The following is a 20,625-nucleotide window of genomic DNA, read 5'->3' on the forward strand; positions in this document are numbered from 1 at the left end:
TCACCCACTTCCTCCTTCCTGTTCGAGGCGCCCCCTTATCGCCTCAAGTTGGTCGTGTTGCGGGTGCTTCGCAACCCAATCCAGCAAGAGAACGGTGAGCACCCCCTCGCTGACGGCGAGCGGGATCTGGGTCACGGCGAAGATCCCGGCAAATTTCAAAAAGGAGGCCGTCACACCGCCGACCGGGGAGGGGAAGGCCAACGCCAGCTGCAGGGAGGTGACCAAGTAGGTGACCAGATCGGAAAGGAATGCCGCCAGAAACCACCCCGCTTTGCGACCTTTGGGTTGTTGTGACAGAAGCCGGTAAGCCCCGTAGGCCACCAGCGGGCCGACAACCGCCATGGCGAAGGCGTTCGCGCCGAGGGTCGTGAGCCCGCCGTGGGCCAGCAAGAGCGCCTGAAACAACAGGACGACGGTGCCGAGGACAGCCATCGGCAGAGGTCCAAAGAGCACCGTGCCCAGCCCCGTGCCCGTCGGATGCGAACTGCTGCCCGTCACGGAGGGGATTTTGAGCGCCGAAAGGACGAACATGAAGGCGCCGGCCAGGGCGAAGAGCAGTTTGCGCTCCGGGTGTTGGCGGATGGTTTTGCGGACGGCATACAGCCCGGCGAGAAACCAGGGCAGAAAAAGCGCAGCCCAAACGAGACACCACTCCACCGGCAAAAATCCTTCCATGATGTGCATGGCGTGCGCTTCAGACGGAACACCCATCCCCCACCAGAGGGCAAGTCCGAGCGCCAAGGCCCATTTGCCGGGATGAAGGCGGTTCATCGCCCCTCCCTCCGATTGCCATAGAAATGGGAGACGGCCTCCAGCACCGCGTCGAAGGCGGTGTACACCCGGCCGTACGAAAGGCGCGGGCGGCGAATGAGGATGACGGGAATGCCCATCTCCCGCGCCGCGCCGAACTTTTCCGTCACCGACCCTTCCTTCCCGCTCTCTTTGGTGACAATCACGTCCGGTTTGACGTGTTCGTACAGGGCGCGGTTGAGGGCTTGGGAAAAGGGTCCCTGCATGGCGATGATGTTCTTTTGTTCAATGCCAAGCCGACGGCACAGCTCCAGGTTCTCCACGGTCGGCAACACGCGCACGACAAGGCGAATGGCCGGATCACCCTGGAGCTTTTCGGCAAACAAGGTCAGCGTCTTGCTTCCGGTGGTGAGGAAAACCGTTCCCTTGCGCCGGCGCGCTTCCTCCGCCGCCGCTTCATAGGAGTCGACGACGGTGACGAGGGGATCGTGTGCCACCTCGTCCTCCTGCGACGGCCGCTCGTAGCGGAGGTAGGGGATGCCCACCGCCTCGGCCGCCCGCATGGCCGTCTTGTGCGCCTCCTCGGCGAAGGGATGGCTGGCATCGAGGACAAGGCGCGCCCCGCGCGCTTTCAGCAGGGCAGCCATGGCTCGCTCATCGAGCCGGCCCCACCGCACCGCCACGCCGTCCTTCTCCAACTCGCGCGCCCCGTTTTCGGTGGCCGTGGAGGCGAGAACGGGAAAGCCCGCACGCACCAGGCCCACGGCAAGCTGCCGCGCATCGCTCGTTCCGGCGAGCACAAAGATCATCGGGCCTCCTCCTTTCCCGCGACCCTCTCCCCGTGAGGGTGCGGATGGGGATCATGATGGTCATGGGCATGGTGGGAAGAGCCGGCTTTCGCGGCCAACCGGTATGCGCACAGGTCGCAACTCATGCGCACTTCACCACGCAGCGCCTCCTCGGCCCGCTCGAGGAGGATGTCGCCGATGAGGGGATGCAGCCCGAAATACCGCGCCAATCGAACCTGCCGGTCGGGATGCTGCGCGGCGAAGGCCGCCACCTGCTCGGCCATGCGCCGGATCAGGACACCCGTGAACAGGAAATACGGCACGACAAAAATGCGTGTGGCTCCCAGACGCACGCAGCGTGCCAGCCCCTCCTCCAGAAGCGGCGCCGTGACGCCGGCGAAGGCCGTCTCCACCCACCCCACGCGTGTCCGTTCCCACAGCAGCCGGCTGATTTTGAAAAGATCACTGTTGGCGTCGGGATCGCTCGACCCGCGCCCCACCACCAGCACCGCCGTTTCCTCCCGATCGGGATCGTCGGGGGAAAAGCCCGCCTCACGCAGGCGGTCGAGCAAGATGGCCAGCACCTTATCGTGCACGCCCACGGGACGGGCGTAGGTGAAGCGCACCGACGGATACCGCTCCCGGGCCTCGTCGATGGTCGCCGGGATGTGCAGCTTGGCGTGGCCGGCGGCAAAGAGGCTAATCGGCACGACAACCACATGCGCCGCCCCACGGTCAACGCAGCGCGCGATCCCCTCGGCAATGGTCGGTCGCGTCAGTTCCAGAAACCCCGTCTCAACAATGGGCACAGAAAGGCGCGAGGCCAAGGCGGCCGTGAACCGCAACAACTCGGCGTTGCCCTCCGGGTCACGGCTGCCATGCCCGACAAAGAGGACCGCCGTTTGCTCCGCCTTCGCCTGCGCCAAAAATCTCCGCGCCCCTTCCAAGCCCCCCGGCCGCTGCGGCGCCGCCCATGCCAGTGAATGGCTCATACGTTCCGCTCCTCCTTCCTCCGTAACCGTCCTGAGCCCATTGCCCCTCCGGGCTGCTCCGGCCCCCTTATTCCCCGCACACGGGCGCTTCGGCCTGGGCGGTTCCGACATCGGACTGCCAGCGGAACCCCGCCGCTCCCCGCCGCTTGAAGAACTTGTGGAAGCGTTCGCCGGGATGGGCATGGGTTCGGTACGCCTCCACGATGCGTGCCACCAGGTCGACCAGTTCTTCCGGCGGGATGCCCTCGGCCACCTTCTGCGCCGGGTGAGCGGTGCGGCCCACGGTCTTGCCCCCGAGAAACAGGTCGAAGGCTCCACGCCGGTAGACAATGCCGATGTCCTCTTGTATCGCGCCGTAGCAAGCCATGCCACAGCCGTTGAAACCGATCTTCAGCTCCTTTTCTACCGGCAGGCCCTCCAGGCGCCGGGCCAGCGCTTCGGCGTAGGGAATGGAATCCGCCCTTTTGCCGTCGCAAAAGTCACACGCCTTCACCCGCACCACGTTGCCGACGGGCAGCACACGCAGGCCCGCCGCCTCCAGCCGCCGGCGCACGGCTTCCCCATCCGGCACGTCGGCGAGGCGCAGCACGATGCAGTGGTCCGGCGTGTACACCAGTTCGCCCCGTTCGCCGGCCAGCTCGGCAAGGAGCAGGAGCTGGTGCGGCCTAAAGCGCTTGTTCGCTACACCCGGCGAAACGGCCATCTCCAGCACGGTACGCGGCTCGTCCGAAGCGGTGGTGAACGCTCCAGGTGATAACGCCACGGTTGCGGCGGAGCCGTTCGGTACCGTCGCGGCCGCGGCCTCCCGCGTTCCACCACCCGTCGCGTCCCGCTCCCCGCCGATACGGGCCTCCAGCGACCACGGTTCCGCCTCCGGTCGCAATCGCTCGTGGAGCGCGAGGGGCTGCTCGTCGCGGGAGAGGGTGTACTTGCGCTGGTACCCCCGCGGGGTGATCATCAGCCCCGCATGGACGAACGTGGTGGAATTGCCGATGATCACGGTGGTCAACATGCCGATGTCTTCGTCGAGCAGGTTTTCCAGTGTGGTGATCGCCACGCGCTGCCGCTGGCGGTAGGCGCTCTTCACCAGGCCCACCGGCGTATCGGGACGGCGGTAGCGGAGCAGGATGCGTTGCGTTTCCACAATCTGCCGGGTTCGTCGACCGCTCTTCGGATTGTACAGGACGATGACGAAATCGCCCTGGGCCGCCAGTTCCACACGCCGGGCAATCAGTGACCATGGCGTGAGGTGGTCGCTGAGGCTGATGCAGACGAAATCGTGCATCAAGGGTGCGCCGAGGAGCGAAGCGCACGACTGGGCGGCGGAAATCCCCGGGATGACTTCAACGTCGGGGTTCTCCCCCGGCCGCCAGCCTTCTGCCACCAGCACCTCAAAGATCAGCCCGGCCATGCCGTACACGCCAGCGTCGCCACTCGAGATGACGGCCACCGTCTTGCCTGCCTTCGCTTCGCGCACGGCGGCCCGTGCCCGGCTCACTTCCTCGGTCATCCCCGTGCGGATGATTTTCTGGTCAGCCAGCATGTCGCGAACCAGGTCAACGTAGGTGTTGTAGCCGATGACGACCTCGCTTTCCTCGATCGCCTGCCGCGCCCGTTCGGTCATGTGCGCACGGCTTCCGGGACCGAAACCGACGATAAGCAGCTTGCCATGTGAAGTTCCGCGTTCTGCCCTCATCTGCCCTCCTCCTTCCTCGCCGTCACACCCGGATTCCCGGTTTCCCGCTGCCACCGGTTAACCTCCAGGTGGCCCATGTTTTTCCTTTATGTTAAAAATCTTTACAAATAATTGATAATACCTAATCTTCCGTCGAACTAACCTGACCGCCGCTCCCACCTCTCGGCCGTCCACGCCGCCACACAAACGAAAGCGAGCCTATCCAACCGGGAAAGGTGGATAGGCTCGCAACGGATGCGCAAAACCGCACGTCCCACTCGATTGTTGCCCAGGCAACAACAAGCCGTGCTGCCCGCAACAAAGCCGGGCGTTGTCCCATGCGAGCACCTTTCCCTAGGATCCCGTAGGTTAAAGGTGCCGTCGAAGCAGGCAGGTCTCCTGGCTCGTGGATCCTCGCTCCCCGCGCCTTCCCGCGACCGTTGTCGCAGTGGCTGCTCGCGGTTCGCTCCCCACTCACAGTGGCGGGTCCGCGCCGGATTTGCACCGGACTTCCCTTTTCACCCGTCGCCGCAGCGACAGGCACCTGCTTCTACGCGCCTTCCTCTATCGTTGTCAACGCTGGATTGTATTCTCATCTTATCACGGAGCCGACCGCTTGTCTACCCGTGCGTGTCCTGCAAGACACGCGAATCCCTCGACCGTTCCGAGCGGCTTTCCCGAGATCCGCCGGTGCCCGTGCCCGGGGGTTGCGGCGGGTTTCCGGGCTTGGGCAACAATCCGCTCTTATTCTCCGGGGGAGTTGACGGCGGTTGATTCGGCGGTTGTTGGGGCTGCGTTTGACCGGGCGACCGACCCAGCCCCGGCGACGGTTGCCCCGGTGACGGCTGCAGATTGTCGCCCGGTTCTGCCGGTTGGTCCTCTTCTTGCAGCGGTTGATCGCTCGGCATCTCCGGCGCTGGCGGCTTCAAGGTGCCGTCCGGAGCCAAGAAGGGCGCGAGCGACAGCGTGATCGGCCCGGCTGGCGGCCCCTCTTTGTTGGTCTCCGGATTCACCGCCACCACTTCAAATCGGTATTCCGACTGTATGGTGGGCGTCTCGTACGACCATACGCCGCCACCGGTCTCGCCCCGTGCGATCCGCCGGCCATCGGACGTCAGCTCGTACACGCGATAGCGCACGCGCTTGTCGTCGAAGGGCGTCCAGCGCAGGGTGATGTGGACCGTGAGATTCGGCGTCACCTTGATCTCTCCGGTAAGGCCGCTTACCGGCTTGAGCGCCACGGGCGGATTCAGCGGCTTGGTGCCTTCCGGGCGCTTGAAGTCCTCCCATTTCGTTCCCCGCAGCGCCTCACGCATCACGGCCCGGAAAATGGGCGCCGCCGTTTTCCCCCCGTTAATTTCCACACCTTCTACGTTCTTGTCAAATCCGGTCCACACCGCCCCCACCCATGTCGGCGTATAGCCGACGAACCACGCGTCGCGGGAATTTTGCGTGGTTCCGGTCTTGCCGGCCAGCGGGCGGCCGAAGTAGGCAGATTTCCCCGTCCCGGAGCGAACGACCTCCTGCAGCATTTCCGTCATGTAGTACGCCGATTTGGGGGACAACACCCGGCGGGTATCCGGTTTGGCCTCCACGATCAGCTGTTCGTCGTGGCTGGTGATCTTCCGAATGGCGTGGGCTTCGGTCCATACGCCCCCGTTGGCCAATGCCGCGTACGCCTGCGCCATGTGCAGAGGCGAAACGCCGACACCGCTGCCCAATGCCAGGGAGTAATGTTCCGGGTTGGCGACGTTTTCCGGCAAGGGGAGGCCAAAGGCCCGACCATACCGATAGCCCGTCTCCACCCCGATCTGGTTCAGCAGCCACACGGCGGGTACGTTGATCGACATGCGCACGGCCTCGATCATCGTCACTTGGCCGCGGTACCTGCGGTCGTAATTCTTCGGCTGGTACTTTTGACGCCCAAAGGTCATCGGCTTGTCAGGCAACAAATCGTACGGCGACCAGCCCTCTTCAAGAGCCGGGGCATACACAACGAGCGGCTTGATGGCCGAACCGGGGTCGCGCTTGATGTCCACGGCGCGGTTCAGCCCTTTGCGCACGTAGTCGCGACCGCCGGCAATGGCGGCGATGCCGCCCGTCTTGGCATTCAGGATGACCATACTGGCCTGCAGCGGTTCCTTTTCGCGCTTTTTGTACCGGAACAGCGAGTCGTCGCTGAACTTCTCGTACACCACCCGCTGCATGCTCGGCACCAGGTTGGTATAGATGTGGTAACCGCCGCGAAGCAGCTCCTCTTCGGTAATGCCGTAACGCTTCTCGGCTTCCTCGATAATGTAGTCAAGGTAGGCGTTGTACGGCTCGCGCTCCTTCTTCGGCCTGACCACGTGGATGGGCTGCTGTTCGGCCTGTTTCCGTTCGGCCGGGGTGATATACCCCTGTTCCTCCATCAGCCGGAGGACGAGATTGCGGCGTTCCTTGGCCGCCTCGGGATTCTTAAAGGGGTTGTAGCGGTTCGGCGCTTTGGGCATGCCGGCCAACAGCGCCGCCTCGTCGAGGGTCAGCTCGGAGACATCTTTCCCGAAGTAGAGCTCCGAAGCGGCTTGCACGCCGTAGGCGCCGTTCCCAAAGTAGATGTAGTTGAGATACATCTCGAGGATCTCTTCTTTGGAGTAACGGCGTTCAATGGCAAAGGCCAAAATGGCCTCCTTCGTTTTTCGCAGCCACGTCTTCTCATACGACAAGAACGCGTTGCGCGCCAGCTGCTGGGTAATCGTGCTGGCCCCTTCCACCTTCTCCATGGCCAGAATGTCCTTGTACAGCGCGCGCATCACGCCCCACAGGTCGACACCGTAATGCTCGTAAAACCGGCGATCCTCCGTGGCAATGACCGCGTTTTTCAGGTGGTCCGGGATGCGGTCAAGGGAAACCTTCTCCCGGTTTTGCACGTACAAGCGGGCCACTTCCTTGCCGTCGATATCGTAGACCACCGACGCCTCGGCCGCGTCAAGCTGGCGTTCGTCGAGCCACGCGTTGCCCAAGGCGTAGACGGCCACCACACCGCCCGCCACAACCAAGAAACACGTCACCATGAGCGCCAATCCAATCAGGACCCAGCCCCTCACGGTTTCCCTCCTTTCGCGCCGTCCCGTTGTAACGCATTCGAACGGGGGCGCCCGATTTCCGGGGGGAACCCGCCACACATCTTCTCACCGGCCAACCACCGATCCAGGTGGTTCCGGAGATCGTAAAGCCGTTGGCGGTTGACCTCGTAACACACCCAGGTGCCCTGCTCCTGGGCCAAGACCAGGCCGCTTTCGCGCAAGATCTTCAGATGATGCGAGACCGTAGACTGTGCCAAGCCCAGGAGGGCCACCAAGTCACCGCAAAACCGTCGTTTGGCCAGCAACATGTCAAGGATGCACACGCGGATGGGATGGCCTAGCGCCTTGGCCAACTTGGCCACATCATCAATGGGTTCCACCCCGCAACCTCCCTTCTCGTTCGGTTGACGGCTCCACCGTATTCCATTCTGACACGAATTCCGCACACGGGCAATTGCCACTGGCGGTGACAAAAAAAGCGCCTGTCACCGTGGACAGGCGGATTCGGCAACAACCGTTCAGGAGGAGAAGTGGTGGGCAACACTCAACGCTTCTTCAAGGGGGTCTGTCTTTAGCATAAACAAGCGAAATATCGATATCAATAGTAATTTATTGTTATTATAGGAAAAATACATACTTAGATTTTTTTTATGCGCCAGGCGTCCGGGTAGAGATTTTTCTGCCGGCCCGGCAATTGGCGCAACCAACCCAACGGATACCCGTCAACCGTCACAAGATTCCAGCCGGGAAGAAGGGTGCGCGCGAGGGGTTCTCCGCGCAGGTACGCCATCACCTCGTCCGCGTCGGAAGGCAAGTGGACACACCGCTCCGGCTGCACGTCGTCAACGGACAAGGCCAAGGCCAGTGCAGAGGACGGACGGTAGCGATCTTTCTTCACATCGCCGATCAGCCAACCCGGGCGCACCAGGCGCACCGCCGACAAGTCCGGCAGGTTGGGCGGCATGAGGAACAGACGCCGCCCAAACCGGACCAGTGTCCGCTCGTTACCGGTCAGCACCGGGCGCGTAAAGTGTCGCGCTTCGAAACGAGCCACCGCCTCCGCCATCCACGGGTCGGGCGGCGTCACCTCAAGGGCTTGCTTGCCCAAATGCGGCGGAGGCCCCGTGCGTTGCGCGCGAGCGGCATCGACGGCGGTTTCCGCATCCCCGCGCTTCTGCAGCACAGCGACAAAGTGCCCCTCACCTCGTACGCGATGCGGCCACAGGCGAATGCAGCGCGCCAGTTCGGGACGGCCGCCGTCCACCCAATCAGGACGACCGCTCTCCCATCCCGGCTGCCGTGGCACCTCTACGAGCTCAAATTCGGGATGACGGCGCAAGAACCATTCGATGATCGCCTCGTTTTCCTCGGGGTTAAACGTGCACGTGGAATAGACCAAGCGCCCACCCGGCTTGAGCATCGTCGCGGCATGGCGCAAGAGGCCCTTTTGCTGCTGGATGCACCAGGTGACCAGCTCCAGGCTCCACTCGTTTATGAGGGCCGGGTCCTTCCGGAACATGCCTTCCCCCGAACACGGCGCGTCGACGAGCACCTTGTCAAAAAACGCGGGAAACACGCGGGCCAAATGGGCCGGATAGTCGTTCGTCACCACGGCGTTTTTGACACCGTGCACTTCCAGGTTGTGGACGAGGGCCTTGATGCGCTTGGGATGCACGTCGTTGACCACCAGCAAGCCGCGGCCGCCCAAGGCAGCAGCCAACTGCGTCGCCTTTCCGCCCGGGGCCGCACACAAGTCGAGAACCCGCTCGCCGGGCCGAACGTCGAGCAGCGTGGCCGGGAGCATGGCGCTCGGCTCCTGAAGGTAGTACAGGCCGGCAAAATAATATGGATGCCGGGAAGGCCGTTCTCCTTGACCGTACACAAAACCATCGGGGGCCCACGGAACCGGCTCGAGGGAAAAGGGCAGGCGCGCCGCCAGCGCCTCCGGGGTCACCTTCAGACGGTTGGCGCGCAGACCGTGCACGCTTTCGGCCTCCAGCGCCTGGCGAAAATCCGGGTACTCCGCCCCGAGCCATCGGGCCATGCGCTCTTCAAAGGACTGGGGCAGTTCCACTCTCCATCCCCCCTCACTGTCCCTCGCCACACGCCTTGATCGTCTGGTTAGCGTGGGCGCACATTTGGGAAGACAAGCAAAAACTGGTGGATAGCACCAGCCAATTCCTCGGCCAAGCGCGTCCGTTCAACCGGAGAGGCAAGCCGCTGGCGATCCTCCGGGTTGCTCAAATACCCGGCTTCGACAATCACGACTGGGCTTCGTACCGCATTGAGCAAAAAGTATGTGCGCGCAGGTACAGGGCGCCGCACCAAACCGTAATGCCGGTTCAGCGCTTCCTGAAGCAGCGTGGCCAACATGAGGCTTTGCCCGTTTGCCGGATACAGCACCTCCCCACCGCGTGTGGATTCGCTTTTCGCCCAGTTGGCGTGCAGGCTGATGACCACCAGAGGGCGCAGCGCATCCGCCAAACGCTTACGCTGCAGCAAATCGCGCGCGTGGCGTCCCCGTCCGGTTTCCGGTGTGTCGTCGGACAGGGCCCGGTCGGTGGTGCGGGTCAGCACAACGTGGTACCCCAACGCGCGCAGGCGATTGCCCAACTCCATCGCAAGGGCCAGGTTGACATCTTTCTCCTCAACGCTGCCCACCACACACCCGCTGTCGATGCCGCCATGACCGGCATCCACCAGAATATCACAGGGGACGAGGGGGAGAAAAGGCCGTCCATCTGCCGCAGCGGCCGCAGTGCCGATCCACGCAAGCACCATTGTGAGGGCGGCGCAAACCGCTGCTCCCATTCGTCTTCCGTTCATCCTCGCTCATCCGCTTTCCCGTTTCCGATCGTGTTTTCGTCCATCAGTCGTTAACGTTCCTCCGAGAAGCCTGCAGCTTGTATGCCAGGGCGTGTGAAGAGCTGGGTGCCCATGCGGCCCTTTCCACACATAACGTCCGTGCGCCGCCAGCCACACTAACCGTGGAGGTGAATCCGCTTGAAAAAGCTGTTGACCCTTGCCGTGCTTGCCGGCTTGACCGGGACGCTGGCGGCGTGCCAAACAGCGGCGCCGCCCGACACCCGCCCGAACGCGGACATGCGCACGGCACCGTACACGGCCAACGAGCGCATGATCCCCGGGCCCGCCGCCCCGGACCGTGCGTCCCCGTACACCAGTCGTTCCTTTATGCGCGACGGCCTGATGTATGACCGAAACGACTGGTCCGTCGCCCCGTACGGAACGCGGACCGGTCCCTGGGCCAACCGGAGCGGTCCCGACGGCGCCACCGCCCTCACCAACCGGCAGTTGGCCAGCCGCGTTGACGCGGTCGCCGAACGCGTGCGCGGAGTGCAGAACGCCACAGTCCTCATCTCCGGCAATAACGTGGTCATCGGCATTGAGCCTGCGCGGCCGTTCCGAAATGCGGGCGACGTGCGAACCATGGAACGGAACGTTCACAAAAATGTGCGTTCCGTGGTTCCGGCCCAGTACCGGGTGTACGTGACGGCGGATCCAAAACTCGTGCGGCGCACCCGGGATATCGCCAACCGCATGGGCGACGGTACGATGGCCCGCATGGTCGTCAACGACGTTGCCGACCTGATCCGCGACATCGGGCGGACGGCGACGGCCCCGCTGCGGGGTTTGCGGTAACGGATCACCTCCGGGCGGAAACATCGCGTTTCCGCCCTCTTTCATTCCTTCGCCTTCCATTCCGGTTCGCTTCGGCCCATCCACAGCGCGGCTCCGACGAGCGCCGAGCTGGTCAGCGCCAGATAGGCTGCAAGGAGCGTCAGCGTCTCGCGCCAGGCCACGAGCAGCAGAAACCCCGCCACGCTGAGCACGCGCCCAACGTTGAGGGCCAGTTCGCGCATCACCACGTACTCGGTACGATCGCGCACCGCGTGCGGGGCGGCGCCGATCACGTCAAAGGCCGTCGAGGTCACGGGAACAATGAACAACGGGTATGCGATCGCCGTACCGACGCCGAGGACCACCAGCGTGGCAAAGGAAACCTCGGCCAAAAGCGGGAGCACGGAGGCCGTCGCCAGCAGGCTGCCCACGAGAGCCGCTTGCCGGCGCCGGTGCGGCTTTACAAAGCGTCCCACCACACCATAGGACGCGAGGGACACCAGCGAGGAAAGGGTGGCATAGAGCCCGAGGCGCCACTCACTTCCCGTGGCCACAACGACCAGCACGCCCACCAGAAAGGCAAAGACCCCTTCGCGCAGGCCTTCCAGGAGCATGGCCACTATCACCGCGTGCCAGCGCGTATGCCGCGACCACGAGGCACGCCATACCGGCCTTAAGTGAAACCCGTCGGCGTCGGCGCGGGGACGCAGAAGACCGCTGAGAACCGTGGCCAGCGCAAAGATGCAGAGCGACAGCCCAAACACCCAACGGTATCCGGCAAAGGTTTCGCGCCCGATCAGCCAGCCACCCACAAGAGGTGCCACGATGCCCATAGCCGACATAACGAGACCGTTGGTACCGTTAAAACGGTCACGGTTTTCCGGATCGGTCACGTCAAACAAAATCACGTTGTAGCCAAACCAGAAAAAGCCCATGCCCACCCCCAAAAGCAGGCCAAGGGGGAGGGCATAGGCCGGCGCGTGCCGCTCAAGCTGAAGCACGGTCAGGTAAAAGGCCACATGGGCCAGCATTCCCAGGCGCAAAGCCCATACACGGTCGCAGCGGTTGGTGAGATAGCCCGCCGTGACAAATGCCAGTCCCATGGCGACCGACTGGGCCAAATTGAACCACCCGAGGGTGGCAAACTTGCGTTCCAGCTTCCACAGGTACGCGTTGACGAAGGTGTTCGACAGCGCTGTGGCGCCGACATACAGGCCGCTGATGGCGACGAGGAGCCAGGCTTGCCGCGACATGCCGTCCCCTCCCTACAAGCCATTAGCCTGCCCAGCTCCCCCCGCCAATAGCCACTTTACAGGAATTTCCTTATCCGTATCAGGCGCACAACGGCTTGGGTCAGGCTCGTAAGGGCGAGGACGGCCAGCGTGGCCAGCCCCAGCTCAAACACCCCGCCGACAAACAGGACAAACATCCTGCCGTCGCGGTTGGCCAAAAGGTACCGTACCCAGCCGTCATGAACATCGGGACGGTAGAGGTCACCGGTCATCGCCCGATAGCGGTCCTTGATCATCATCGACAGCGGCGAGCCAATCAGCGCCAAGGCGCCGAACAGCAGGGCCCAACGGCTCTCCGTGGCCGCGTATGTGCCGTAGGTAAGTCCGGCGAGGAGAAGCCCGTCGCCGATGCGATCGAGGATGGCGTCGAAGAGCTCGCCAAAGCGCGACCGCAAGAATTTCAAGCGCGCGATCTCCCCATCGACACCGTCCAGCACCGACGCCACTTGCGCCACGACGCCCCCTGCGGCAAACGCCCCCACCGCGAACAGGCCGGCGGCCAGCGCGGTCAAAAGGAACGTCGCAAACGACAGCTGGTTGGGTGTCACGGCAAAGCGCGCGAGGAATGCGCTGATGGGCACCGACAGCTTGCGGTTCAGGTGGCGCGAGATGAGGCCATCGCGCGGCGTGGGCAGCTGCTCGAGAAGCATGCGCCGCGCATAACGCACCGCCGCCGGATCGTCCACGTCGCACCAACGGGCGTCGCCAATGTCGCAGGCCAGGGCCCGTCCCGCCGCGGCCAGGCGACGCACACCATCCGACAGCGTATGCCGCCCTTCCGCCGCGCATTCCCGGAGGGCGTCCAATAGCCCGCCCGTGGCATGAAACACGCCGCAATCCACACCGTCAAAAGCGGTCAGGTCTTTGCCGATGGCCACCACCGCCGGCCGGACCCCGCGGGCGGTCGCCACGGCGTTCGCTGCAGGCGCCGCGGCAGCAGCCGTCTCGGCGTACGACGCCAGCCGATCGGTCTGCACCTTTGTCGCCTCATCGAGGTCCGGAACGCGCCCCGGATTGAAGTCAACCCCGACGGCAACGCCCCCCTCCGGCGGTGCGCATTCCGCCACCCGTTTCACCAGCTCCGGTGTCACCAGGTGGTCGGCCATGAGCAGCAGCCACGACCGCTCGCCGGCCACATGCGGCGCCGCCGCAAGCACCGACGCCCCGTTGCCCTTCTCCCAATCGGGGCACTCGGCATACGTCAGGCGCACACCCCATCGCGCGCCGTCGCCAAGCGCCTCGCGCACTTCGTCGCCGCGGTGCCCCAGCACCACGACAATGTCGGTAATCCCCGCTTCGCGCAGCGTGCAGAAGGTCCGAACGATAAGCGGTAGGCCCAAGAGCGGAAAGAGGGGCTTTGGCCCCGGATGGACGCTCCGAAGCCGTCGCCCCTCCCCCGCGGCGAGCACCACGGCCCGCACGTTACGCCACCGGTGCTTTGGACCGCTCGCGGATAAATTCTTCGACCTTCTGCTTCGCCACGCTGTCGGTGATTTGCACCGGCGGAGACTTCATGGTGTACGCGGAAATCGCCTCCAGGACACCGCCCTCGTTGTTGTCGAGCGCCAGCTTCATGCAGCGAATGGCATCGATGATCGAACCGGCGCTGTTGGGCGAGTCCTCCACGGACAGCTTGACCTCCAGCTCCATCGGCACCTTGCCGAAGCCCAGACCCTCCAGGCGGATGTACGCGATCTTGTTGTCGTTCAGCCACGGCACGTAGTCGGACGGGCCGATGTGCACATTCTTCTTGTCCGGTTCCACGGCCATCTCCGACGTAACCGCCTGGGTCTTGGACTTCTTCTTCGACTTCAGGCGGGCATGGTTCAGCATGTTCAGGAAGTCGGTGTTCCCGCCGAAGTTGAGCTGGTAGGTACGGGTGATCTTCACACCGCGGTCTTCCAGCAGCTTGGTCAGCACGCGGTGGGTGATCGTCGCCCCGACCTGGGACTTGATGTCGTCGCCGATGATCGGGATGTTCTTCTCCTTAAACTTGCGCGCCCACTCCGGATCGGAGGCGATGAACACCGGAATGGCGTTGATGAAGCCCACGCCCGCATCCAGTGCTGCCTGGGCATAGAAACGCGCCGCTTGCTCCGAACCCACCGGCAGGTAGTTGATCAGGATCTCCGCACCGCTCTCTTTGAGGACCTTCACGACGTCGACCGGCTCGGCCTTCGCCACAACGAAGGTATCGTCTTCGGGATAATCCTTCATGTGCTCGGAGACACCGTCGAGCACCGGCCCCATCTGCACGGTCACCGGATAGTCCGGCAAGTTCGGATAGAACACCTTCGTGCAGTTGGGCTTGGCGAAGATGGCTTCCTTCAGCGGCTTGCCCACCTTGCGCGCATCCACGTCGAAGGCAGCCACCACTTCAATGTCGCCCGGCTCATACCCGCCCAGATTATAATGCATCAAGCCAATTGGGTCGTCCTTCAGACTGGGGTCGTTTTTATACAGCTCGATCCCTTGAAGCAGCGCACTGGCGCAGTTCCCAACCCCAGCAATGGCAATTCGAATCTTGCCTTTGCCCATGGTTTACCTCCTCCCTCCAAACCGGTGTTTGTTTGGTCTGAAAGAAGCAACCGCGCATCAGCAAGAACCGAACGCTGAGGGGGGCGCCGACCGCTTCTCGTGCGTTGCTTCAACCGGTGCGGCGATCGATCGTGGATGGCAATCCCATGCACGAATGGGTCGGCACACCTCTAATTTTACATAAGGATTAGGGAATATGTCAACAAATTCTTAGCAGCCAATCAAGATGAGTGCTAACGAGACGTGGGTAACCGTGGATGGGAACCCGGATCGGCGGGAAAACTGAAGCTGAACCCCGGCAAAGGAGGGGCTTCCGTGTACGTTCCCACATTGCGGTGCGCGTTCCGCACCGTCGGCGAGCACGCTCCTGTCCTGGACAAACCCGTGGTTGACTACCTGGCCCTGCGGCAAGCCGTGGCCACCGCCCTGATCAAGCTGGACGAAGCAGCCCATCGCGCGGCCGAAAGGTTCCAGATCCGCCCGGACATGGCCTGGGAAGGGGTTATGCCTGACGACCTTTGCCTGGCCCGCGAACGGCTCGTCTGGGCCCTGCTCAAATTGTCGGCCTGGCGGCGCAACGCCGCCCCAACGCCACGCGAATGGGCGCATCCGGTGTCGGCGCGACGGGAAAACGAGGCTCGGCGGTAACGCGCGGGTTTTCCCCGCGAAAAAAAAACGCCTGTCCCCCTGGGGGACAGGCTCCACGATGGGTCGTCCGGTTGGTTCACGCCGGATCAGAAATCCATGTCCGGCATGTTGGCGTTATTGTTGTTGCCTTCCTTCTTCTCCGGCTTGTCCGCCACGACCGCTTCCGTGGTCAGGAAGATGGCCGCGATGGACGCCGCGTTCTGCAGCGCCGAGCGCGTCACCTTGGCCGGATCGACGATACCGGCGTCGATCATGTTCACCCACTCGCCCGTCGCCGCGTTGAAGCCAATGCCCAGCGGCTCCTTCTTCAAGCGCTCGACAACGACGGAGCCATCAAACCCGGCGTTTTCGGCGATCTGGCGCACCGGCTCCTCAAGCGCGCGCAGGACGATTTGCACGCCCGTTTTCTCGTCGCCTTCGGCTTCCACTTTGGCCACAGCCGGGATGACGTTGACCAGGGCCGTACCGCCGCCGGAGACGATACCCTCTTCCACCGCCGCGCGCGTCGCGTTGAGGGCATCCTCGATGCGCAGCTTCTTCTCCTTCATTTCCGGCTCGGTAGCCGCGCCGACCTTGATCACCGCCACACCGCCGGCCAGCTTCGCCAGGCGCTCTTGCAGCTTTTCACGGTCAAAGTCGGACGTGGTTTCCTCGATTTGCTTGCGGATCTGCTTGATGCGCGCTTCGATCTGCGCCTTGTCGCCCGCGCCGTCGACAATGATCGTGTTGTCCTTGTCGACCTTCACTTGGCGCGCACGACCCAGCTGACGCAGGGTGACGTTCTTGAGGTCCATGCCCGTCTCTTCGGACACCACTTCGCCGCCGGTCAGAATGGCGATGTCCTGCAGCATGGCCTTGCGGCGGTCGCCGAAGCCCGGAGCCTTCACCGCCACAACCTTCATCGTGCCGCGCAGCTTGTTGACGACGAGGGTGGCCAGGGCTTCGCCTTCCACGTTCTCAGCGATGATGAGGAGCGGCTTGCCGGTTTGCACAACCGCTTCCAGCACCGGAAGGATGTCGTGCACGGCGGAGATCTTCTTATCCGTGATCAGGATGTACGGATCGTCGAGGACCGCTTCCATCTTGTCCGGATCGGTGATCATGTACGGAGAGATGTAGCCGCGGTCAAACTGCATCCCCTCGACGACTTCCAGTTCCGTCGTGAAGCCCTTGGACTCCTCGACGGTGATAACGCCATCCTTGCCCACCTTTTCCATGGCGTCGGCGATCAGTTCGCCGATCGTCTCGTCGGCCGCGGAGATGGACGCCACGTGGGCGATGGATTTGCGACCCTCAATCGGCTTGGCGATGCGCTTCAGCTCCTCGACAGCCGCGTTGACCGCCTTTTCAATCCCGCGGCGGATGGCCATCGGGTTGGCGCCAGCCGTGACGTTCTTCAGCCCTTCACGGATCATCGCCTGGGCCAGGACCGTCGCCGTGGTCGTCCCGTCGCCGGCCACGTCGTTGGTCTTGGTGGCCACTTCCTTCACCAGCTTGGCGCCGATGTTTTCATACGGATCGGCCAGCTCGATTTCCTTGGCGATGGTCACACCGTCGTTGGTGATGAGCGGAGCACCGAATTTCTTCTCCAGAACAACGTTGCGACCCTTCGGACCCAGCGTCACTTTCACCGTGTTGGCCAGGTAATCAACCCCGCGCAGCATGGCCCGGCGGGCGTCTTCACCAAAGCGAATTTGCTTGGCCATCAGTCATCCCCCTTCTCACGGCGATTTCCAAGGTGGAATGCGTGTCCGTTACTGGACGACGGCGAGAATATCGCTCTCGCGAAGGATGATGTACTCTTTCCCTTCGTACTTCACTTCCGTACCCGCATACTTGGAGAAGATGACGCGATCGCCCACTTTCACTTCCAGCGGGATGCGTTCCCCTTTTTCGATGCGGCCGTTGCCCACCGCGACAACAACGCCTTCCTGCGGTTTCTCCTTCGCGGTCTCCGGCAACACAATGCCGCTTTGTGTCTTCTCCTCGCGCTCTTTCGGTTCCACCACCACGTGGTCGCCGAGTGGCTTCAGCATGGGCACTCCTCCTTCTGGCGTGGTTATGTAACGCCTGTTAGCACTCGGAGTCATTGAGTGCTAACAACCACTTTCAATAGTGCCATAACCCATTGTGCTCCGCAAAAGGAACCACTATGTATTTTTCCTTCATGGACAAAGGGAGTCTGGGCAGATCGCCATTTTTTCTCGGTTTTTCTCACGCTTAATCTCATTTTTTGCGATTTCTTTCGCTGGTATCGCCTTGGGGGGGAAAACGCGCTACAATAGGGAAAACGGTATCCCGATCGCGAATGGGATTGCACCGCCTACCGTGGGAGGAACCGCCATGGCCTATACCCTGCGCGTGCTCGTCCTGTGCGACTATCTCCCCCCACTCGTCCGCCTCTATCAGGAACTGGCGGACGAAGGGTTTCATTTTGGCGTCTGGCCCGGTCCCGACGATGCCGAGGCCGCGTCCGGTGACTGGACGGAAGCCGCCGTGTACCACGCGCCCGATCGCGATCCCTTCACCCTCACGCGCTTGACCCCGGAGGACGAGGACCTGGCTGTAGAGCTGAAGGCCCTTCGGGCGTCCCTCGACGCCCTGCCCCCGACGGACGCCGCGGAACAGGCCCGAGCCGTGGTGGCGCAGACCCGGCAGCTTGTGCGCGTTTCGCTGCCCCGCGACTTGACGGAGGCCGACGAAGGGGCCTGGACCCTCCTGGACGCCATTCTCCACTTCTTCGTCTGGCACGGCAACGGCTACGTTCACGCCGACCACGACGGCCTTTACGATCATGACGGCCGCCTGCTCGTCACGCTGTCGCATCCTGCCGACTAAGCAAGACTTTTGTCGTGAAAGGGATTCGTGTAAAATAGAAGTGCCCCCATGACCGTATTTCTCCCCGCAAAGCGGGATAAAATATGAAAAGGCTGGTATGCTACGGCATACCAGCCAGACCTATCCGTTCGGAAGGTCAGCCACGGTCTGGCCTTCTCTCTTTATCCGGAGGTGACCCGATGGAACGCGTCATGATCTTTATTGACGGCAACAACTTTTATCACACGTGCCGGCACTACCTGCAGCAAAACCCGAAAGTCGACCTGGAAAAACTGGCCTATCTCCTCGTCAACAAGCGGCCGGGCCGTCATCTGATGCGAACCTATTTTTACACCGTTGACGAACCGCAGCAGCAGGGAATTATCACCGCCTTGAAGTACAAACCCCGGTTTCTGGTGGTCACCGGAAAACTGGTCAAACACCCGATCCCCGGACACACGTTCGACCCGATGGATGCCAGCACCTACTGGGCAGAAGAAAAAGGGACCGACGTCAATCTCACAACCGACATGATCGTCGGTGCGTACATGAACAGCTACGACACGGCTGTCCTGCTCAGCGCGGACAGCGACTACAAACGGGTAATCGAAGAGGTGCGCAAGACGGGGAAGATTGTCGAGATTGCCCTTCCGGAAGGACAACGCTCCGAACTGAAGAAATATGCCGACGAAGTGATCGAGATCAACGAAGACGACTTCCGCAGGTGCTGGATTGGTCCCTATACCTCGCAAATCTCGTCGTAAGAGTTGCCGATCGCCAAAAACCCGCCGTCGCGGCGGGTTTTTTTGCTGGCGCGCCCACTTTTCTCGCGCAAGGCCGTGCATTCAATTGGCCGGCGTGATGTACACGATCTGCTCCACGCGAACGTGACATTCCCTTCCATCCACCACGAGGAGAAGGTGGTCCGAAAAGACGCCACGCAGCTCGCCCACAAGCTTGCACGACGTCGTTCCCACTTCCACGCGCCGCCGCATCATGCGCTGGGCATGGAGGAGAAAGGGCTTGTAGAAGTGGTGCGAATACCCTGACGAACGCGTGCAGGATTCCTTCCTTTTCGGCTCGTCATGCATCGATTCGCGCGTCGACTCCCGGCTCGTGGAATCCCGGCGGAGTGGAGCCGGCTCACGAACCGGCAAGATCGGTGGGATCCCCACTTGCAAGGAAAAGCGGTACGGCGGCACCGGAGGCGGTCCGTACATTCGCACATCCGCTCCTTTCCGGTAACATTCATGCATGTTCACGGTATGCAGGGATGCCGGCCCCTCGTGTGGACATCCGCCTGGCCGAACGGCAGATTGGGCGTCCTACGGCCCAACAAATCCGTACAGCACTACACGCTGCGACCGATGTCCCATCCCCAAAGGTAGCGGGCGATCAACGCCAAGCCCAACACCCCGCCGTCCAACCAAGCTGCCCACCACCACCGCGACATACCGGGGCCAACGGGTCGGCGCTGGCGATTCCGTCATCCGCTCATCCGGAACATACGGCGATGCGTTGAAACGAAAGACCACCCCACGAAACGCTGCCCCTTTTCCGCACCGCCTTTACTTAAGAGGTATGCGCGTCCCCCGGGAACATCCGTGCAGGTGGCCCGGATCTGCCTCCAAACGCGTGCGCCGTGGTTTCGGAAGCGCCGGGAAAGAGGCCCCTCACTCCGAATCGGGGTTCACGGCAGCTTCCCGGCGCTTAGTCAGGTACCCCCACGCCACGACGGCAAGGGCGCTGACAACGGGCAGCCAATTGAAGGGCAGGGTGACGAGGCGCTCCAGATCGTGGATGATCATTTCGCCCGCCGTCCATCCCAGGATGGCCGCGCCCGCAGCGATGATAATCGGGTAGCGCTTCATCAACCCGGAGAGCAAGTTGCTGCCGTAGACCACCAGCGGGATGCTGACAGCCAAACCGATGAAGATGAGCACCCAATTCCCTTTTGACACCCCGGCAATGGCCAACACGTTGTCCAGGCTCATGATCACGTCGGCAAGGATAATCGTGCGCATCGCAGCGATGAAGGACTGGCTTTCCGCGTGTTCATGCGGCTTCTCCTCTTCATCCTTCATCAGTTTCACGGCGATCCACAACAGCAATACGCCCCCCACCAGCTGCAAGAAGGGAATCTTCAGCAGCCATACGGCCACCAGCGTCAGGAGTCCACGAAAAGCCACCGCCCCGGCCGTGCCCCATAGGATGGCCATCTTGCGCTGGCGTGACGGCAGCCCCCGCACCGCCATTGCGATCACCACGGCGTTGTCCCCCGCAAGAATGAGATCGAGGAGGATGATTTTGAAAAGGTCGGCCCACCAGGCGGCATCCAACAGGAACGGCAACCGTATCCCCTCCTTGTTTTCCCGCATCGTTTAGTCTGCCCCGACAGCAAACAAAAACGAGACCTTTGCC

The 20,625-nt window shown here is 62.7% G+C and carries 19 protein-coding genes and 1 riboswitch; of the genes, 4 read left to right on the forward strand and 15 right to left on the reverse strand.

Features of this window, described 5'->3' with window-relative positions; genetic code table 11:
* The 8 genes from ACYQ0Z_RS10155 to ACYQ0Z_RS10190 form a co-directional block, all read right to left on the reverse strand.
* Complete coding sequence (locus tag ACYQ0Z_RS10155; RefSeq protein WP_459867569.1) at positions 1-771, reverse strand: energy-coupling factor ABC transporter permease; 771 nt, start codon at positions 769-771, stop codon at positions 1-3.
* Positions 768-1,559, reverse strand: coding sequence for a precorrin-6A reductase (gene cobK, locus ACYQ0Z_RS10160; protein ID WP_459867572.1), 792 nt, complete (start codon positions 1,557-1,559; stop codon positions 768-770). Before cobK ends, ACYQ0Z_RS10155 begins: the two co-directional genes overlap by 4 nt.
* Complete coding sequence (locus ACYQ0Z_RS10165) at positions 1,556-2,530, reverse strand: sirohydrochlorin chelatase (RefSeq protein WP_459867575.1); 975 nt, start codon at positions 2,528-2,530, stop codon at positions 1,556-1,558. The genes cobK and ACYQ0Z_RS10165 overlap by 4 nt, the downstream gene beginning before the upstream one ends.
* Positions 2,531-2,597: 67 nt before the next feature.
* Positions 2,598-4,226: a precorrin-3B C(17)-methyltransferase gene (gene cobJ, locus ACYQ0Z_RS10170; protein ID WP_459867578.1), complete on the reverse strand. Its 1,629-nt coding sequence runs from the start codon at positions 4,224-4,226 to the stop codon at positions 2,598-2,600.
* A gap of 351 nt (positions 4,227-4,577) precedes the next feature.
* Positions 4,578-4,768: riboswitch (cobalamin riboswitch) on the reverse strand.
* A gap of 57 nt (positions 4,769-4,825) precedes the next feature.
* Positions 4,826-7,291 (reverse strand): transglycosylase domain-containing protein, encoded by a 2,466-nt coding sequence (locus ACYQ0Z_RS10175; RefSeq protein WP_459867581.1) that lies wholly within the window; start codon positions 7,289-7,291, stop codon positions 4,826-4,828.
* Positions 7,288-7,650 carry an ArsR/SmtB family transcription factor gene (locus ACYQ0Z_RS10180; RefSeq protein WP_459867584.1) on the reverse strand — a complete coding sequence of 121 codons (363 nt, stop codon included), beginning with the start codon at positions 7,648-7,650 and terminating at the stop codon, positions 7,288-7,290. Before ACYQ0Z_RS10180 ends, ACYQ0Z_RS10175 begins: the two co-directional genes overlap by 4 nt.
* A 257-nt stretch (positions 7,651-7,907) precedes the next feature.
* On the reverse strand, positions 7,908-9,344 hold the full coding sequence (locus tag ACYQ0Z_RS10185) for an RsmB/NOP family class I SAM-dependent RNA methyltransferase (RefSeq protein ID WP_459867587.1): 1,437 nt from the start codon (positions 9,342-9,344) through the stop codon (positions 7,908-7,910).
* Positions 9,345-9,391: 47 nt separating this feature from the next.
* Positions 9,392-10,096, reverse strand: a complete 705-nt coding sequence (locus ACYQ0Z_RS10190) for an N-acetylmuramoyl-L-alanine amidase family protein (protein ID WP_459867590.1) — start codon at positions 10,094-10,096, stop codon at positions 9,392-9,394.
* 177 nt (positions 10,097-10,273) lie between these two features.
* On the opposite strand from ACYQ0Z_RS10190, the gene ACYQ0Z_RS10195 reads away from it, so the two are divergent.
* Positions 10,274-10,930, forward strand: coding sequence for a YhcN/YlaJ family sporulation lipoprotein (locus tag ACYQ0Z_RS10195; RefSeq protein WP_459867593.1), 657 nt, complete (start codon positions 10,274-10,276; stop codon positions 10,928-10,930).
* Positions 10,931-10,971: 41 nt separating this feature from the next.
* Here the strand turns inward: ACYQ0Z_RS10195 and ACYQ0Z_RS10200 are convergent, their stop codons facing one another.
* The 3 genes from ACYQ0Z_RS10200 to ACYQ0Z_RS10210 are packed head-to-tail and all read right to left on the reverse strand — an operon-like array spanning position 10,972 to position 14,739.
* Complete coding sequence (locus tag ACYQ0Z_RS10200; RefSeq protein WP_459867596.1) at positions 10,972-12,162, reverse strand: MFS transporter; 1,191 nt, start codon at positions 12,160-12,162, stop codon at positions 10,972-10,974.
* A 56-nt stretch (positions 12,163-12,218) separates the two neighbouring features.
* Positions 12,219-13,622 carry an NTP transferase domain-containing protein gene (locus ACYQ0Z_RS10205; RefSeq protein WP_459867599.1) on the reverse strand — a complete coding sequence of 468 codons (1,404 nt, stop codon included), beginning with the start codon at positions 13,620-13,622 and terminating at the stop codon, positions 12,219-12,221.
* A gap of 1 nt (position 13,623) precedes the next feature.
* Positions 13,624-14,739, reverse strand: coding sequence for an inositol-3-phosphate synthase (locus ACYQ0Z_RS10210; RefSeq protein ID WP_459867602.1), 1,116 nt, complete (start codon positions 14,737-14,739; stop codon positions 13,624-13,626).
* A 315-nt stretch (positions 14,740-15,054) separates the two neighbouring features.
* On the opposite strand from ACYQ0Z_RS10210, the gene ACYQ0Z_RS10215 reads away from it, so the two are divergent.
* Entirely contained in the window at positions 15,055-15,387 is a 333-nt protein-coding gene (locus ACYQ0Z_RS10215) for a hypothetical protein (RefSeq protein ID WP_459867605.1), read from the forward strand.
* 86 nt (positions 15,388-15,473) lie between these two features.
* Here the strand turns inward: ACYQ0Z_RS10215 and groL are convergent, their stop codons facing one another.
* Together groL and groES are read right to left on the reverse strand one after the other, a co-directional pair.
* Positions 15,474-17,093, reverse strand: a complete 1,620-nt coding sequence (gene groL / locus ACYQ0Z_RS10220) for a chaperonin GroEL (RefSeq protein WP_459867608.1) — start codon at positions 17,091-17,093, stop codon at positions 15,474-15,476.
* Between the two features lie 48 nt (positions 17,094-17,141).
* On the reverse strand, positions 17,142-17,423 hold the full coding sequence (gene groES, locus ACYQ0Z_RS10225; protein ID WP_459867611.1) for a co-chaperone GroES: 282 nt from the start codon (positions 17,421-17,423) through the stop codon (positions 17,142-17,144).
* 307 nt (positions 17,424-17,730) lie between these two features.
* On the opposite strand from groES, the gene ACYQ0Z_RS10230 reads away from it, so the two are divergent.
* Complete coding sequence (locus ACYQ0Z_RS10230) at positions 17,731-18,225, forward strand: hypothetical protein (RefSeq protein WP_459867614.1); 495 nt, start codon at positions 17,731-17,733, stop codon at positions 18,223-18,225.
* A 179-nt stretch (positions 18,226-18,404) separates the two neighbouring features.
* On the forward strand, positions 18,405-18,968 hold the full coding sequence (locus tag ACYQ0Z_RS10235; RefSeq protein WP_459867617.1) for a LabA-like NYN domain-containing protein: 564 nt from the start codon (positions 18,405-18,407) through the stop codon (positions 18,966-18,968).
* A gap of 81 nt (positions 18,969-19,049) precedes the next feature.
* Here ACYQ0Z_RS10235 and ACYQ0Z_RS10240 read toward each other — a convergent pair whose 3' ends face one another.
* Both ACYQ0Z_RS10240 and ACYQ0Z_RS10245 read right to left on the reverse strand, forming a co-directional pair.
* Complete coding sequence (locus tag ACYQ0Z_RS10240) at positions 19,050-19,424, reverse strand: DUF2642 domain-containing protein (RefSeq protein WP_459867620.1); 375 nt, start codon at positions 19,422-19,424, stop codon at positions 19,050-19,052.
* A 453-nt stretch (positions 19,425-19,877) separates the two neighbouring features.
* Positions 19,878-20,555 carry a TerC family protein gene (locus tag ACYQ0Z_RS10245; protein WP_459867623.1) on the reverse strand — a complete coding sequence of 226 codons (678 nt, stop codon included), beginning with the start codon at positions 20,553-20,555 and terminating at the stop codon, positions 19,878-19,880.
* Positions 20,556-20,625 lie beyond the last annotated feature (70 nt).

Source organism: Calditerricola yamamurae (assembly GCF_054654135.1).

What these genes read in the sequence shown, in the direction of transcription:
- ACYQ0Z_RS10240 (WP_459867620.1), bottom strand. Translation starts at nt 19,424, where the DNA reads ATGTACGGACCGCCTCCGGTGCCGCCGTACCGCTTTTCCTTGCAAGTG.
- ACYQ0Z_RS10190 (WP_459867590.1), bottom strand. Translation starts at nt 10,096, where the DNA reads ATGAACGGAAGACGAATGGGAGCAGCGGTTTGCGCCGCCCTCACAATG.
- ACYQ0Z_RS10200 (WP_459867596.1), bottom strand. Translation starts at nt 12,162, where the DNA reads ATGTCGCGGCAAGCCTGGCTCCTCGTCGCCATCAGCGGCCTGTATGTC.
- ACYQ0Z_RS10230 (WP_459867614.1), top strand. Translation starts at nt 17,731, where the DNA reads ATGGCCTATACCCTGCGCGTGCTCGTCCTGTGCGACTATCTCCCCCCA.
- cobJ (WP_459867578.1), bottom strand. Translation starts at nt 4,226, where the DNA reads ATGAGGGCAGAACGCGGAACTTCACATGGCAAGCTGCTTATCGTCGGT.
- ACYQ0Z_RS10235 (WP_459867617.1), top strand. Translation starts at nt 18,405, where the DNA reads ATGGAACGCGTCATGATCTTTATTGACGGCAACAACTTTTATCACACG.
- ACYQ0Z_RS10155 (WP_459867569.1), bottom strand. Translation starts at nt 771, where the DNA reads ATGAACCGCCTTCATCCCGGCAAATGGGCCTTGGCGCTCGGACTTGCC.
- groL (WP_459867608.1), bottom strand. Translation starts at nt 17,093, where the DNA reads ATGGCCAAGCAAATTCGCTTTGGTGAAGACGCCCGCCGGGCCATGCTG.
- ACYQ0Z_RS10165 (WP_459867575.1), bottom strand. Translation starts at nt 2,530, where the DNA reads ATGAGCCATTCACTGGCATGGGCGGCGCCGCAGCGGCCGGGGGGCTTG.
- ACYQ0Z_RS10210 (WP_459867602.1), bottom strand. Translation starts at nt 14,739, where the DNA reads ATGGGCAAAGGCAAGATTCGAATTGCCATTGCTGGGGTTGGGAACTGC.
- groES (WP_459867611.1), bottom strand. Translation starts at nt 17,423, where the DNA reads ATGCTGAAGCCACTCGGCGACCACGTGGTGGTGGAACCGAAAGAGCGC.
- cobK (WP_459867572.1), bottom strand. Translation starts at nt 1,559, where the DNA reads ATGATCTTTGTGCTCGCCGGAACGAGCGATGCGCGGCAGCTTGCCGTG.